This window comes from Pseudomonas sp. 10-1B, assembly GCF_000935045.1.
GTDB lineage: Bacteria > Pseudomonadota > Gammaproteobacteria > Pseudomonadales > Pseudomonadaceae > Aquipseudomonas.
This window is the reverse complement of record NZ_JYKS01000005.1, coordinates 42,917-57,470: the sequence shown is the minus strand read 5'-3', so window position 1 is coordinate 57,470 and position 14,554 is coordinate 42,917. Positions and strand designations below refer to the sequence as shown.

At 63.3% G+C, this 14,554-nt stretch carries 17 protein-coding genes; 9 read left to right on the top strand and 8 right to left on the bottom strand.

Going from position 1 to position 14,554, the window contains the following annotated elements; all coding sequences use genetic code 11:
• Positions 1-26 precede the first annotated feature (26 nt).
• Genes TZ03_RS03985 through TZ03_RS31905 form a run of 3 tightly spaced genes read left to right on the top strand, consistent with a single transcriptional unit; the run spans position 27 to position 941 of the window.
• Positions 27-545: an acyloxyacyl hydrolase gene (locus TZ03_RS03985; protein ID WP_051095874.1), complete on the top strand. Its 519-nt coding sequence runs from the start codon at positions 27-29 to the stop codon at positions 543-545.
• A complete protein-coding gene (locus tag TZ03_RS31910) occupies positions 445-747 on the top strand; it encodes an acyloxyacyl hydrolase (RefSeq protein WP_082056534.1) in 303 nt (100 codons plus the stop codon). Before TZ03_RS03985 ends, TZ03_RS31910 begins: the two co-directional genes overlap by 101 nt.
• Complete coding sequence (locus tag TZ03_RS31905) at positions 645-941, top strand: acyloxyacyl hydrolase (protein ID WP_082056533.1); 297 nt, start codon at positions 645-647, stop codon at positions 939-941. The genes TZ03_RS31910 and TZ03_RS31905 overlap by 103 nt, the downstream gene beginning before the upstream one ends.
• A gap of 179 nt (positions 942-1,120) precedes the next feature.
• Here TZ03_RS31905 and TZ03_RS03980 read toward each other — a convergent pair whose 3' ends face one another.
• The 5 genes from TZ03_RS03980 to TZ03_RS03960 all read right to left on the bottom strand — a co-directional run bounded on the left by TZ03_RS03980 (position 1,121) and on the right by TZ03_RS03960 (position 6,203).
• Positions 1,121-1,831, bottom strand: coding sequence for an SDR family oxidoreductase (locus TZ03_RS03980; protein WP_051095872.1), 711 nt, complete (start codon positions 1,829-1,831; stop codon positions 1,121-1,123).
• An 11-nt stretch (positions 1,832-1,842) separates the two neighbouring features.
• Positions 1,843-3,270, bottom strand: coding sequence for a deoxyribodipyrimidine photo-lyase (phrB, locus tag TZ03_RS03975; protein ID WP_051095870.1), 1,428 nt, complete (start codon positions 3,268-3,270; stop codon positions 1,843-1,845).
• Positions 3,261-4,160: a MerR family transcriptional regulator gene (locus tag TZ03_RS03970; RefSeq protein ID WP_051095869.1), complete on the bottom strand. Its 900-nt coding sequence runs from the start codon at positions 4,158-4,160 to the stop codon at positions 3,261-3,263. The genes phrB and TZ03_RS03970 overlap by 10 nt, the downstream gene beginning before the upstream one ends.
• Positions 4,150-5,118: a YbgA family protein gene (locus tag TZ03_RS03965; RefSeq protein WP_051095867.1), complete on the bottom strand. Its 969-nt coding sequence runs from the start codon at positions 5,116-5,118 to the stop codon at positions 4,150-4,152. The genes TZ03_RS03970 and TZ03_RS03965 overlap by 11 nt, the downstream gene beginning before the upstream one ends.
• Positions 5,119-5,216: 98 nt before the next feature.
• Positions 5,217-6,203: an NAD(P)/FAD-dependent oxidoreductase gene (locus TZ03_RS03960; RefSeq protein WP_051095866.1), complete on the bottom strand. Its 987-nt coding sequence runs from the start codon at positions 6,201-6,203 to the stop codon at positions 5,217-5,219.
• 187 nt (positions 6,204-6,390) lie between these two features.
• Between TZ03_RS03960 and TZ03_RS03955 the strand changes: the two genes are divergently transcribed.
• Together TZ03_RS03955 and hemH are read left to right on the top strand one after the other, a co-directional pair.
• On the top strand, positions 6,391-7,296 hold the full coding sequence (locus TZ03_RS03955; protein ID WP_051095865.1) for a TIGR01777 family oxidoreductase: 906 nt from the start codon (positions 6,391-6,393) through the stop codon (positions 7,294-7,296).
• Between the two features lie 13 nt (positions 7,297-7,309).
• Positions 7,310-8,323, top strand: a complete 1,014-nt coding sequence (hemH, locus tag TZ03_RS03950) for a ferrochelatase (RefSeq protein ID WP_051095864.1) — start codon at positions 7,310-7,312, stop codon at positions 8,321-8,323.
• Positions 8,324-8,551: 228 nt separating this feature from the next.
• Here hemH and TZ03_RS03945 read toward each other — a convergent pair whose 3' ends face one another.
• Positions 8,552-9,826: a uracil-xanthine permease family protein gene (locus TZ03_RS03945; RefSeq protein ID WP_051095863.1), complete on the bottom strand. Its 1,275-nt coding sequence runs from the start codon at positions 9,824-9,826 to the stop codon at positions 8,552-8,554.
• Between the two features lie 2 nt (positions 9,827-9,828).
• A complete protein-coding gene (gene upp, locus TZ03_RS03940) occupies positions 9,829-10,467 on the bottom strand; it encodes a uracil phosphoribosyltransferase (protein WP_051095862.1) in 639 nt (212 codons plus the stop codon).
• A gap of 163 nt (positions 10,468-10,630) precedes the next feature.
• On the opposite strand from upp, the gene TZ03_RS03935 reads away from it, so the two are divergent.
• From TZ03_RS03935 to TZ03_RS03920, 4 genes are all read left to right on the top strand, one after another.
• A complete protein-coding gene (locus tag TZ03_RS03935) occupies positions 10,631-11,188 on the top strand; it encodes a hypoxanthine-guanine phosphoribosyltransferase (protein WP_051095861.1) in 558 nt (185 codons plus the stop codon).
• A gap of 2 nt (positions 11,189-11,190) precedes the next feature.
• Positions 11,191-11,664, top strand: coding sequence for a WbuC family cupin fold metalloprotein (locus tag TZ03_RS03930; RefSeq protein ID WP_051095860.1), 474 nt, complete (start codon positions 11,191-11,193; stop codon positions 11,662-11,664).
• Positions 11,665-11,806: 142 nt separating this feature from the next.
• On the top strand, positions 11,807-12,277 hold the full coding sequence (locus TZ03_RS03925) for a hypothetical protein (RefSeq protein WP_051095859.1): 471 nt from the start codon (positions 11,807-11,809) through the stop codon (positions 12,275-12,277).
• A gap of 68 nt (positions 12,278-12,345) precedes the next feature.
• The gene (locus TZ03_RS03920) at positions 12,346-12,636 is read left to right on the top strand and encodes a PA4642 family protein (RefSeq protein ID WP_051095858.1); all 291 of its coding nucleotides are present in this window, start codon (positions 12,346-12,348) and stop codon (positions 12,634-12,636) included.
• 178 nt (positions 12,637-12,814) lie between these two features.
• Here the strand turns inward: TZ03_RS03920 and mqo are convergent, their stop codons facing one another.
• Positions 12,815-14,323 carry a malate dehydrogenase (quinone) gene (gene mqo / locus TZ03_RS03915; protein ID WP_051095857.1) on the bottom strand — a complete coding sequence of 503 codons (1,509 nt, stop codon included), beginning with the start codon at positions 14,321-14,323 and terminating at the stop codon, positions 12,815-12,817.
• Positions 14,324-14,554 lie beyond the last annotated feature (231 nt).

Here is a 14,554-nt window from a genome sequence, read left to right as displayed (position 1 = left end):
CAGCATCAGGAAGAAGGATGTTTCTCATGAAGAAACTGCTGGGTTTGGCGGCGGTTGCCGTCTTCGCTTTGGGGCAGGCAGCATCGGCGCAGGCAGCCGATGTGTCGTTTTCGGTGGGGCAGACCGGTGACTCGACCATGGTTTACCGGCTGGGGCTGCAATCGAACTGGGACGCGAGCTGGTGGCAGACCAGCGTCGGTCGCCTCACGGGTTACTGGGATGGTGCCTACACCTATTGGGATGGTGACGAGACCGCGAGCAACCACAGCTTGTCGTTCGCGCCGGTATTCGTCTATGAGTTTGCCGGGGAGTCGGTGAAACCCTACATCGAGGCGGGGATCGGTGTGGCGGCATTCTCCAGCACCGAGCTGGAAAGCAACGAGCTGGGCTCGGCGTTCCAGTTCGAGGACCGCATTGGCTTTGGTTTGCGTTTTGCCGGTGGGCATGAGATCGGGGTGCGGGCGATTCACTATTCCAACGCCGGCCTCAAGCAGCCCAACGATGGGGTGGAGAGCTACAGCCTGCATTACCGCATGGCGCTCTGAGTTCTCCTGTACCGGCCTCTTCGCGGGTAAACCCGCTCCCACAGGTGCTGCACAGAATTCGGGAATTGTGCGATCCCTGTGGGAGCTGACTTGTCGGCGATGGGCTGCGAAGCAGCCCCTTTGTCACTATTCCAACGCCGGCATCAAGCAACCCAACGATGGGGTGGAGAGCTACAGCCTGCATTACCGCATGGCGCTCTGAGTTCTCCTGTACCGGCTTCATCGCCGGCTCCCACAGGTACTGCACAGAATTCGGGAATTGTGCGATCCCTGTGGGAGCTGGCTTGCCGGCGATGGGCTGCGAAGCAGCCCCTTTGTCACTATTCCAACGCCGGCCTCAAGCAGCCCAACGATGGGGTGGAAAGCTACAGACTGCATTACCGCATGGCGCTCTGAGTTCTCCTGTACCGGCCTCATCGCCGGCAAGCCGGCTCCCACAGGTACTGCACAGAATTCAGGAATTGTGCGATCCCTGTGGGAGCTGGCTTGCCGGCGATGGGCTGCGAAGCAGCCCCTTTGTCACTAACCGAGAGGCATTAGGGCATGCCTGCGAACACCGGCAAAGCCGGTGCCAGCTATTTCAGATCTCGGCGCGTCAACGGCCATAGGCTGCTCAGGTCCAAAGCCTCCAGCACCAGCTCCGGCTCACCTTCCGGCCAGCGCAGTAGCAGCTCTTTTGCTGCACTTTGTGCTGTCCATTGCTCCGGTATCGCCTGCGCCGACGTCACGGGTGTCTTCAGCGACTGTGGCGCCACCACCGTTAGCTCAACCCCCTGAGCCTGCAGCGTCTGACGCTGTTCACGCATCCACTGCGGCAGGCTGTTCCAGCCCGCGGTCACCTGCGTTGGCGCATATAACTGCAATGCCGAGTAACGGTTGAAAACCGCCATCACCTGCGGCGAGTCGCCCTTGGCCAGCAAGGGCAGCGCCTTGGTCAGGCAATGCTCGCTGGCCAACTGGTTGCTAGTGACGATCGTCTCGAACAGTTCGCTGTCCGCCACATCGTCCGTCAGGTAGTCGCTGGTGCCGGCGTTGATGATCAAACCGTCCAGCGAACGCCAGGCATGGCAGAGCTGCTGGCTGGCAGCGGCTGCTTTTTCTTCGATATGCAGTTGCCAGGGCAGGCGCAACAAGCGCCGGCCATGTCTGGCAGCCAAAACATCCAGTTCATCGCTTTCCTTCGCACTGGCGGCAACGTGATAGCCCTGTTCGAGCAAGCGTTCCACCAAAGCCAGACCTAGTCCATTGCTGGCGCCCGTAACCCAATAACTACGCGAATGAGTCAAGACGTTGTCCTCTAATCCTGCCGACGCGCCAGGCCCTTGAAGGCTTGCAATGCACGCTGGCGACTGCTGCTGAGATCGACCATAGGACTGTGATACTGATTATTACCAAAAAGATCCGTGGACTTCACCGGCTCATGGATGGATTTTTCATCCATGTCGCGCAATTCCGGCAGCCAGTGACGAATGAAGCGCCCCTGCGGGTCGAAGCGCTGCGACTGCGCAATCGGGTTGAAGATGCGGAAATAGGGTACGGAGTCGGTGCCGGTGGATGCGCTCCACTGCCAGCCACCGTTGTTGGCGGCCAGGTCGCCGTCTATCAGGTGGCGCATGAAATGCCGCTCGCCCTTGCGCCAGTCGATCAGCAGGTTCTTGCTGAGGAACATGGCCACGATCATGCGCAGGCGGTTGTGCATCCAGCCGGTGTGCAGCAACTGGCGCATGGCTGCGTCGATGATCGGGAAGCCGGTACGGCCCTGCTCCCAGGATTCAAGGTCGGCCGGGGCGTCGCGCCAGGGCAGGGCCTCGGTCTGGGCGCGGAAGGCGTGATGACGTGAGACCTGTGGATAACCCGTCAGGATGTGCTTGTAGAACTCCCGCCAGAGCAGCTCGTTGATCCAGCTCTGCACGCCACTGCTACCACTGTCGAGCTCACCACGGTTGCTGGCCAGGGCACCGTGCAGGCACTGGCGCGACGAGATCACGCCGGCGGCCAGGTAGGCGGAGAGCTGGCTGGTGCCAGGCATGGCAGGCAGGTCGCGCAGTTGCTGGTAGTCATCGATGGTTTCATCGAGAAAGCGTGCCAAGCGTCCTTGCGCCTCGGCTTCACCCGCTGGCCAATGCTCGCGCAGGGCTGGCGCGGTTTCTGCGAAACCGTCCACATGTTGGGGGATCGGGTCGCTGCCGATCTGCAGCGGTGCCTGACGCTTCACTCGGGGGGCAAGGGCAGGAAGGCTACGGTGCAGGTGCTCCAGGCAGCGCTTCTTGAATTGGCTGAAGACCTGGAAGTAGTCACCATTGCGGGTAAGGAGGGTACCCGGGCGGAAGAACAACTGGTCGAGGTGGCTGTAGGCCGGGATGGCCGACTGCTCCAGCAGGGCCCGGGTTGCGTCGTCGCGGCGTTGCTCGTTGACGCCGTACTCCTCGTTCCAGTGAACGCTTTGCAGCCGATGTTGCCGGCATACGTCGAGCACGGCTTGTGGCGCTTGGGCCCAGGTGTCGATCTTGCGGATCAGCAGGGGGATGTTCAGGCGCTCCAGTGACTGGCGCAGGTCGCGCAGGTTGCGCAGCCAGAAGTCGACTTTGCAGGCGGCGTCATCGTGGGCTTGCCACTGCCCAGGGCTGACCAGCCACAGGGCGATGGTCGGGCCGCGTTCACTGGCGGCGCTCAGGGCGGGGTTGTCATCGATGCGCAGGTCGCTGCGCAGCCAGGTCAGGTGCATGGGGCATTCATCTCTACAGGCTGGCGGTCATGGGCTTGCAGCAAGCGCAATGCCGCCTGCGGGGTATCGAACAGGGCCAGGTTGGGCGACTGGAGGGCACGTAGTTGGGTTTCATGCAGCGCCAGCGTTGGCCCACCGGCCAGGGTGGGCACGGGCAGGTTGTGCAAGGTGCGTTGTAGCGCCTTGCCATCGATGCGTGGCCCCAGGTGCAGGAGCACCGCGCGGGGCTTGAGCGTGGTGACGGCGCGTTGCAGTTGCGGGCCGGCCACGGCGTGTTCGAGCACCTCGACCGGGAAGCCGTTGCTGGTGAACAGCCAGGCACATAACCACAAAACAGGGCTGAAGGCGTGTTCGCTGTCTTCTGCCAGCAATACGGCGGGGCCCTGCAGCAACTGGTTGTCGTGGTAGATCCGGGCACCGAGCTTGCTGCGCAGCCAGCTGTGGAAAAACACCTGTTCCAGGCGCGCGTTGAAGTAGTTGCGCCAGCGCAGGTCGAGGAGCTCGAGCAGCGGCAACAGCAATTGCTCGCACAGGGTGACGGCCGGGTACAGGGCCATGGCCTGGTTGAGTTGCTGGTCGAGCGCCCGTTGCGACAGATTGGCGATGGCCTCGATCAGTTGCAGCTGCCTGGCCTGCCAGTCGCCTTTCGGCGGCGTGCTGGAGGGTTTGTCGAGCAGCTCGCGTACCTGGCCGACCGATGCGCCACGCTGCAGCCAGGCAAGGATCGCCTCGACCCGCTCGACCTGCTCCAGTGGGTACAGGCGGTGCCCCTTGGCGGTGCGCTGGGGCTTGAGCAGGCCGTAGCGGCGCTCCCAGGCGCGCAGGGTGACCGGGTTGACACCTGTGCGGCGGGCCAGCTCACCGATGGGCAATAGAGTTTCAGACGGCATTGCGCAGGCCCAGGCTTTCCGGGTGCGGCTGCAGGTAGGCTTGCTGCAGCAGGTATGGGTCGGGGTGCTTGCGCAAATGGTGCTTGAGCAGGGTCAGCGGTACTACCAGCGGCACCACGCCTTGCTGGTACTGGCCGATGATCGTCTGCAGTTCGGCTTTGTCCTGATGCGTCAACGCGCCCTTGAGGTAGCCACTGAGGTGCTGCAGTACGTTGCAATGGGTGCCGCGGCTGGCGCAGCGGCGCAGGGCCTGCATCAGCTGGCTGAAGTAGCGCGGGCCGATACTTTGCGGGTCGTCATCCCGGCTCATGCTACCGAGCAGGCGCCCCAGGATGCGGTAGGCCTGGGGGTTGCTGGCCATCAGCAGGTACTTGTAGCGAGCGTGGAAGCGCACCAGGGCGCCACGACTCAAGCCCACGGACAGCAGGCGCTGCCAGTCGGCGTAGGCGTACACGCGGCTGATGAAGTTCTCACGCAGCACGGCGTCGTGCAGGCGGCCTTCTTCCTCCACCGGCAGGTCCGGGCGTAGTGCGCAGAAGGCATGGGCATACACGCCGCGCCCGCCGTGGAAGGCCGGGTGGCCATTGTCCTGGTACACCTTGACCCGCTCCAGCCCGCAAGAGGGTGACTTCTGCATGAAGATGTAGCCGCAAATGTCGTCAAGCTCGATGGCCATCTGCTCGCCGTAGCTGCGCAACGGGCCGGCCAGGTCCGTGCTCGGGTTGCGGGTAGCGACCACTTCCGGGTGCCCAGGGTTGCCGACCAGGCGGATCGGGTCGCGCGGAACGCCCAGGCCGATGGCCACTTCCGGGCACACCGGTAACCATTCGAAATGTGCTTGCAGTTGCTCGCGACACAGGTCGGAGGCCTTGTGGCCGCCGTTGTAACGCACGCTGTGCCCGGTCAGGCAGGCACTGATGGCAATACGCGGCTTGCTGTGGGCGGAAGGGTCGTGCATGGCTGCCTCCGGAAACCTGTACGCGGCTCTTGGCTTGTACAGGTTCATTCCAGCACAGCTAGAAAGTTATGCAAACTAATATTTTTGTATAACTTTGCTTACTCGAGGTGTTCGAGCAGCCGTCGTGCCGCTTCCTGGCCACTGAGCCAGGCGCCTTCGACGCGCCCGGACAGGCACCAGTCGCCGCAGGCGTACAGGCCTTGGTCGGCATCGGCCAACGCGCCCCACTCATGGTTGCTGCTGGGGCGGGCATACAGCCAGCGGTGGGCCAGGGCGAAGGTGGGGGCAGGCACCACGCAGCCGACCAACTCGGCGAACTCGCCCCACAGCTGTTCGATGACCTTTTCCTTGGGCAGGTCGATGTGTTGCCAGCTCCAGTCCGAAGTGGCGTGCAGTACCCAGGTGTCGAGTTGCTCGTCACGACCGGGCTTGCTGCGGTTGCGGGCCAGCCAGTCGAGCGGGTTGTCCTGCACGAAGCAGCCTTGCATCGGCGTGTCCAGTGGGGTCTGGAAGGCCAGGGCGACGGCCCAGGTGGGCTCCATCTGCACGCCGGCGGCCACGGCGGCCAGCTTTGGGGTAGCGGCCAGCAGCGGCGTGGCCTGCGGTGCCGGCACGGCGATCACTACGCGGCTGTAGGGGCCATGGCTGCAGCCTTCGGTGTCCTGCAGGTGCCAGTATTGCTTGCCGCGGAACACCTCGGCGATACGGCAGCCGAAGTTCACCGTCACATCCTTGAGCAGGCCGCGGGTGATGGCGCTCATGCGCGGCACGCCCACCCAGCGCGTCTGCTCGTCGGGCGAGGGGCTGAGTTGGCCATCGCGATAGTTGTACAACTGCGGTTTCCACTGTGCGGCCCAGCCAGCGGCAACCCACTGCTGTACCTGCTCGACGAAGCGCCGGTCACGGGCGGTGAAGTACTGGGCGCCAAGGTCGAGCGCGCCGGCCTCGCTGCGCTTGCTGGCCATGCGCCCGCCACTGCCGTGGCCTTTGTCGAACAAGTGCACGGATTGCCCGGCCTTCTGCAGGGCCTGGGCGGCTGACAAGCCGGCGATACCGGCCCCGATGATGGCGATAGGTACTGTCATGATGGCCTCTTCAAACCTTGCTGTGAGCAGACTACGCTGTCAGGTAAACCTGTACAATACACAAAATTTGTATAAGGTTATTCCGCTGTAGCGGGCAGGTTAGCCTATGTTTATCCGAGAGCGTCGGGTCAAAAAAGTGCCTTGATGTTAAAAATAGACCACCGCCGCATTCTGCGAGGACACAGCCATGCATATATTGCTGACCGGCGGCACCGGGTTGATTGGCAAGCACCTTTGCCAGTACTGGCTCGGCCAGGGCCATCGGCTGACGGTGTGGAGCCGACGACCGGAGCAGGTGCCGAAAATCTGTGGGACAGGCGTGCGTGGCATCGCCCGCCTGGAGCAATTGGAGGCGAGCGATCAGCTCGACGCAGTGGTCAACCTGGCTGGTGCACCGATTGCCGACCGGCCCTGGACAGCAGCACGGCGCAACCTGCTATGGGCCAGCCGCATCACCCTCACCGAGCAGCTGTTGGCCTGGTTGGGTAGCCGCGAACAGCGCCCGGAAGTGCTGATCTCCGGCTCTGCGGTGGGCTGGTACGGTGACGGCGGCGAACGCGAACTGACCGAGGCTTCGCCGCCGGTACGCGAAGATTTCGCCAGCCAGCTGTGCATTGCCTGGGAAGAGACCGCCCTGCGTTCCCAGGCCCAGGGCATCCGCGTGGTGCTGGTGCGTACCGGGTTGGTGCTGGCCAGTGATGGCGGCTTTTTGTCGCGCCTGCGCCTGCCCTTTAAACTGGGGCTGGGCGGGCCTTTGGGCGACGGGCGGCAGTGGATGTCTTGGGTCCATATAGACGACCAGGTCGCCCTGATTGATTTTCTCTTGCAGCACAAGGATGCCAGCGGTCCTTATAATGCCTGCGCCCCGGAGCCTGTGCGCAACCGCGAGTTCGCCAGGCGCCTGGGCCGCACTCTGCACCGGCCGGCGCTGCTGCCGGTACCGGCCATGCTGCTCAAGGCCGGGCTGGGCGAGTTGTCGACCTTGCTGCTCGGTGGCCAGCGGGCGCGCCCTGTACGCTTGCTGGCGGCAGGTTTCACCTTCCGCTTCAACGATTTGCAATCGGCCCTGGACAACCTGTCCAGTCGCCTCTGACATAGGACGCTGCATGACCGATCACGCCCTGCTGCTGGTCAACCTGGGTTCCCCGGCCTCCACCTCGGTGGCCGATGTGCGCCGCTACCTCAACCAGTTCCTCATGGACCCGTACGTGATCGACCTGCCGTGGCCGGTGCGGCGCCTGCTGGTGTCGCTGATCCTGGTCAAGCGCCCGGAGCAGTCGGCGCATGCCTATGCCTCGATCTGGTGGGACGAGGGCTCGCCGCTGGTGGTCCTGACCCGCCGCCTGCAGGCGGCGATGGTCGAGCACTGGCCCCATGGCCCGGTGGAAATTGCCATGCGCTATGGCCAGCCGGCCTTGCCCGAGGTGCTGGAGCGCCTGGCAGCCCAAGGCGTGCGCAAGGTGACCCTGGCGCCACTTTATCCACAGTTCGCCGACAGTACGGTGACCACCGTTGTGGAACTGGCCAGGCAGACGCTCAGCGAACGCCAGTTGCCGTTGCAGCTGCGCGTGCTGCAGCCGTTCTATGAGCACCCGGACTACATCGAGGCACTGGTCGCCAGTGCCAAACCCTACCTGGAGCAGGATTACGACCACCTGCTGTTGAGCTTCCATGGGTTGCCGGAGCGGCACCTGAAGAAGCTGGACCCAACCGGCAAGCATGACTTCCAGGCCGCCGACTGCTGCAAGGGCGCCAGCGCCGAAATGCGCGCAGTGTGCTACCGCGGGCAGTGCCTGGCCACGGCCAAGGCCTTTGCGCAGAAAATGGGCATACCCGATGGCAAGTGGTCGGTGTCGTTCCAGTCGCGACTGGGGCGGGCCAAATGGATCGAGCCCTATACCGAAGCGCGGCTGGATGAGCTGGCCAAGGCGGGGGTGAAGAAGCTGTTGGTGATGTGCCCGGCGTTCGTGGCCGACTGCATCGAGACGCTGGAAGAGATCGGCATGCGCGGCAGCGAGCAGTTTGTCGAGGCCGGCGGGCGAGAACTGGTATTGGTGCCGTGCCTGAATGATCACCCGGAGTGGGTGAGGGTGTTGGCTGACATGTGCGAGAAGGCCTGATTTTCAGGTTGCCTGTACCGGCCCTATCGCCGGCAAGCCAGCTCCCACCTCGACCGCATAGGCCTCAAGCCCTGTGCAGTACCTGTGGGAGCTGGCTTGCCGGCGATGAGGCCAGTCCAGGCAATATAAGACAGTTGCTCCCACAAGGTGCTCACAGTTCTTGAAATCTGTGGGGAACCTGTGGGAGCTGGCTTGCCGGCGATAGGGCCAGATCAGGTTGACGCCGGATCAAGGCAACTGATCATCCAGCTTCTTGTGCTTCCAGCCATCATTGCCCGGCAAGATCAGGTTCAGGGCAATCGCCACGATGGCGCACAGGGCGATGCCTTTCAGGCCCCAGTCATCCGGGCCATCTCCGCTACCGATCAGCACGCCGCCAATACCGAACACCAGGGTTACCGAAACGATCACCAGGTTGCGCGCTTCGGCCAGGTCGATCTTGTGGCGGATCATGGTGTTCATGCCTACCGCCGCGATCGAGCCGAACAGCAGGCAGAGGATGCCGCCCATCACCGGTACTGGAATGCTCTGCAGCAGCGCGCCGAACTTGCCGATGAAGGCCAGGGTAATGGCGAAGACCGCCGCCCAGGTCATGATCTTCGGGTTGTAGTTCTTGGTCAGCATCACCGCGCCGGTCACTTCGGCGTAGGTGGTGTTGGGCGGGCCGCCGAACAGGCCGGCTGCTGTGGTGGCCAGGCCGTCACCCAGCAAGGTGCGGTGCAGGCCGGGCTTTTTCAGGTAGTCACGGCCAGTCACGCTACCGACCGCGATCACCCCGCCGATGTGCTCGATCGCCGGCGCCAGGGCCACCGGGACGATGAACAGGATGGCTTGCCAGTTGAACGCTGGCGCGGTGAAGTTGGGCAGTTCCAGCCACGGCGCGGCGGCGATCTTGGCGGTGTCGACCACGCCAAAGGCGAACGACAGGGCAAAGCCCACCAGTACACCGGCAATGATCGGCACCAGGCGGAAGATGCCCTTGCCGAACACGGCGACGATCAGTGTGGTCAGCAGGGCCGGCATGGAGATCAGCATGGCGGTCTTGTACGGCAGCAGCACGCTGCCGTCACCGGCCTTGCCCATCGCCATGTTGGCGGCGATCGGCGCCATGGCCAGGCCGATGGAGATGATCACCGGGCCGATCACCACCGGCGGCAGCATGCGGTCGATGAACCCGGTGCCTTTGATTTTCACCATCAGGCCCATGAAGGTGTACACGAAGCCTGCGGCCATCACGCCACCCATGGTCTCGGCCAGGCCGAACTGGCCCTTGGCGAGGATGATCGGGGTGATGAAGGCAAAGCTCGAGGCCAGGAACACCGGTACCTGGCGGCCGGTGACCAGCTGGAACAGCAGGGTGCCGATACCGGCGGTGAACAGCGCGACGTTCGGGTCGAGGCCGGTGATCAGTGGCATCAGCACCAGCGCGCCGAATGCCACGAAGAGCATCTGCGCGCCCGAAACGACCTGGCGCCAGAGCGGGTCGTTGAAGCCGTCCTGCATGGTCAGGCGTCCTTTTGCTTGGTGCCGAAGATCTTGTCACCGGCATCGCCCAGGCCCGGCACGATATAGCCGTGTTCATTGAGGCGCTGGTCGATCGAGGCCGTGTAGATCTGCACGTCCGGGTGGGCTTTTTCCACCACTTCGATGCCTTCTGGTGCGGCGACCAGGACCATGGCGCGGATTTCCTTGCAGCCGGCCTTTTTCAGTAGGTCGATGGTGGCGACCATCGAGCCGCCGGTGGCCAGCATCGGGTCGATGATCAGGGCCAGACGCTGGTTGATATCCGGCGCGAGCTTTTCCAGGTAGGTGTGGGCTTCGAGGGTTTCCTCGTTGCGGGCAACGCCGACGGCGCTGACCTTGGCGCCAGGGATCAGGCTGAGCACGCCGTCGAGCATGCCGATGCCGGCGCGCAGGATCGGTACTACAGTGATCTTCTTGCCGGCGATTTTTTCCACCGAGACCTTGCCGCACCAGCCATCGATTTCGTAGGTTTCGAGCGGCAGGTCCTGGGTGGCTTCATACGTCAGAAGGGCGCCGACTTCCTGGGCGAGTTCGCGAAAATTCTTGGTGCTGATATCGGCACGGCGCATCAGGCCGAGCTTGTGGCGGATCAGCGGGTGGCGGATCTCACGAGTGGGCATAGGGGGGGCTCCGAAAGGCGGGCAAAAAAACCGCGCTAGATTAATCTATTCAGCCTGTGCTGTCGTCTGGTCATTCTGGACGTTAGTCCATAAATGCTTGATCTGTGACGAGCGGATGCGTACCTTTGCCCGCTTTTCCAAAATGCACCCCCCGGAGAGCGCCATGTCCGCCGATCTCGAGCATATCCGTCAAGTCATGCGTGAAGCTGACTGCCTGTACAACGAAGCCGAAGTCGAAGCGGCCATCGCCAAGGTCGGCGAGCAGATCTGCAAGGACCTGCACGACAAGAACCCGGTGGTGTTCTGCGTGATGAACGGCGGCCTGATCTTCTCTGGCAAGCTGCTGACCCACCTGCAGTTCCCGCTGGAAGCCTCGTACCTGCATGCCACCCGCTACCGCAACCAGACCAGCGGCGGCGAGCTGTTCTGGAAGGCCAAGCCGGAAGTGTCGTTCATCGACCGTGACGTGCTGATCGTCGACGACATCCTCGACGAAGGCCACACCCTCAGCGCCATCATCGAGTTCTGCAAGCATGCCGGTGCGCGCTCGGTGCACACCGCCGTACTGATCGACAAGGATCACGACCGCAAGGCCAGCCCGGACCTCAAGGCCAACTACGTGGGCCTGCCATGCGTCGACCGCTACATCTTCGGTTACGGCATGGACTACAAAGGCTACTGGCGCAACGCCAACGGCATCTTCGCCGTCAAGGGGCTGTGACCATGCGCCAGCCGGCGTTCATCGACCAATCGCTGTTCGCCGGGCTGGCCGCAAAGGCTGCCGCCAACCCGCGTGGGCGGCAGCACCATAACTTCCACGAGATGGACGAGCCCTGCCACCGCATGGCGGTCGGGCTGCAGCCAAGTACCTATATCCCGCCACACCGCCATCTGAGCGACGACAAGGCCGAGGCCCTGATCGTGCTCAAGGGCCGCCTGGGCCTGCTGATCTTCGATGAGCAGGGGGCGGTGACCGACAAGCGGGTGCTGCAGGCGGGCGGCGACTGCCTGGGTGTGGACCTGGCGCCAGGCACCTACCATGGGCTGGTAGTGCTGGAACCGGACAGCATCCTGTTCGAGTGCAAGGCCGGGCCGTACCGGCCGGTGGGCGAGGGCGAACATGCGCACTGGGCGCCGCGTGAGGGTGAAGCGGGCGTGGCCGAATACCAGGCCTGGATGCGCGCGCAGTTCGCTTGATGTTGCCTGTACCGGCCCTATCGCCGGCAAGCCGGCTCCCACAGGGATAGCGCCGTACCTGTGGTGGCCGGCTTGCCGGCGATAGGGCCGGTACAGCCTGGATACAGCATGCTAGAGTGCTCCTTCATTCAAGGAGCCTTACATGCGTGCGATTCTTCCTCTCCTGCTGGTGGTCAGCCTGCCACTCGCCGCCGCACCGCTGCACAGCCAGTTCCTGCCACCTGACGACCAGTCCTTGCGCCAGGAAGCGCCGACCAGTCAGCAACTGCTGCAAGTGACCGACTATTCGGTGGTGGTTGGGGCTCAACGCCAATCCGACCAGCAGCCTATCCCGATCACCTCGTCGTTGCAGGTGCGCCTCAAGGGCAAGCCGCTGAGCAAGGGCGCGACCATCGCCCAGGTGCGGCTGACCTTCGACGGTGAAGCTGGCAAGAGCCTGAAAAAGCCCGTGTATGACGAGAAAACCCGCACCCTGAGCCTGAATTACCCGGCCAGCGACTACCGGGTGATCATGGACCTGCTGCGCAACGAAACGCTGTACGTGCAGTTCCTCACTTACGGCAACGGCCATATCTGGGCCGACCTGCACACCGGTACCGTACGTACGCGTTGAGGCACGCGGCCTGCGGGGGGTAAACTGCCGGCCTTCGAAATTCCGTGATGGCCCAGTTGGAGTCGGCAATGCGTAAAGACAAGAAACAGGTAATCGGCGACGAAATCAGCGACGACTACATCAAGTCGTTCCTCCAGTTCGAGCCAGCCGATGGCGTGACCTCGCCGTCGCTGCACAAGCTGGTCAAGGCCTACCGTGGCCTGCGTGTCGATGACTTCGAGCGTTTTGTCGGCTTCTTCGTCGAGGCTGGCCTGGACCTGGACGGCAAGGACGAGCACGGCAAGACCTTCGTCGAGCAGATTGCCGACCAGCGCAATGCGCCGGAGTACATCGAGATCATCGATAACGCCCGTGGTTGATTTGTAAACCTGTCCCGGCCCTTTCGCGGGCACGCCCGCTCCCACAGAGATAGCATCGAGCCTGAGGGCAGCGCTGAACCTGTGGGAGCGGGCATGCCCGCGAAGAGGCCGGGGCAGGTTGATGAAGATCCAGGCACAAAAAAACGCCCCGAGAGGCGTTTTTTCGTTACTGGCCGGCTCAGGCGTAATGCTTGGCCGCCGGGCTGCTTTCCACCAGTTCCAGCGCCACGTCGTTGTCGGCACTGATCTTGTGGTAAAGGGCGGCATCGGTCGCCAGGGTCTTCTCACGCGCCGGGAAGATTTCCTTGAGCTTGGCAGCCCAGGCACCCTTGGCCTGCTCAGGGAAGCAGCGCTCGATCAGCTCCAGCATGATCGACACGGTCACCGAAGCACCCGGCGATGCACCGAGCAGGGCAGCCAGGCTGCCGTCCTGGGCCGAGACCAGCTCGGTACCGAACTGCAGCACGCCGCCTTTCTTCGGGTCTTTCTTGATGATCTGCACGCGCTGACCAGCCACTTCCAGGCGCCAGTCCTCGGCCTTGGCCTGCGGGTAGAAGCGACGCAGAGCTTCCAGGCGCTGCTCCATCGACTGCATCACTTCGCTGACCAGGTACTTGGTCAGGTCCATGTTGTCGCGGGCCACGGCCAGCATCGGGCCGATGTTGCCCATGCGCACCGACAGCGGCAGGTCCATCAGCGAACCGTGCTTGAGGAACTTGGTAGTGAAGCCGGCATATGGGCCGAACAGCAGCGAAGTCTTGCCGTCCACCACGCGGGTGTCCAGGTGCGGTACCGACATCGGCGGGGCGCCGACAGCGGCCTGGCTGTACACCTTGGCCTGGTGCTGCTTGACGATTTCCGGGTTGTCGCAACGCAGCCACTGGCCGCTGACCGGGAAGCCGCCGAAGCCTTTGCTTTCCGGGATGCCGGACAACTGCAGCAGCGGCAGGGCCGCGCCACCGGCGCCGAGGAAGACGAAGCGGGCGTCCACTTCACGGCTGCCGCCGCTGTTGACGTCCTTGATGCTCACGGTCCAGCCGCTGCCGTTACGGCGCAGGCCGACGACCTTCTTGCTGTACTTGACCTGCGCGTCCGGCGAGTCGCCCAGCACCTTGAGCAGCTTGTTGGTCAAGGCGCCAAAGTTGACGTCGGTGCCTTTGGCCACGCGGGTGGCGGCGATGTGCTGGTCGGCCGGGCGGCCAGGCATCATCAGCGGCATCCAGTCGTTCATCACGGCCTTGTCTTCGGTGTATTCCATCTCGGCGAAGGCATGGTGCTGCTTGAGCAGCTCGAAGCGCTTCTTGAGGAAGGAAACACCCTTGTCACCCTCGACGTAGCTCAGGTGCGGGACAGGGTTGATGAAGGCGCGCGCCGAGCCGAAGTTGGCCTTCTTGCTCAGGTAGGCCCAGAACTGGCGCGAAACCTCGAACTGGGTGTTGATGTGCACGGCCTTCTTGATGTCGATGCTGCCATCGGCGGCCTGGGGTGTGTAGTTAAGCTCGCACAGACCGGCGTGGCCGGTACCTGCGTTGTTCCAGGGGTTGGAGCTTTCCGCGGCTCCGGAGTCCATCGCCTCGACGACCTCGAGCTTCAGGGCCGGGTCGAGCTCCTTGAGCAGTACGGCCAGGGTGGCACTCATGATGCCCGCGCCTACCAGTACCACATCAACCGATTCGTTCTGCGCCATTTAACGCGTCTCCACAATCTACAGCTACCTAATTGACAGCATAGGACCTGGGTTGGCCAGGATCGCCATGTCCGACTTTTCGCAGTTCTTGCAACTTCCGCGGACACCGCCAATCAGTCTTCGGGTTCGTGCATTGAACGCCGTTTGCCACGGGTGCGGCAATTCGACTTATGGTCAAGGTGTCGTGCGTGCGTTATGGAACGGCTCAGACACTCATGCGGGATGAGCGTA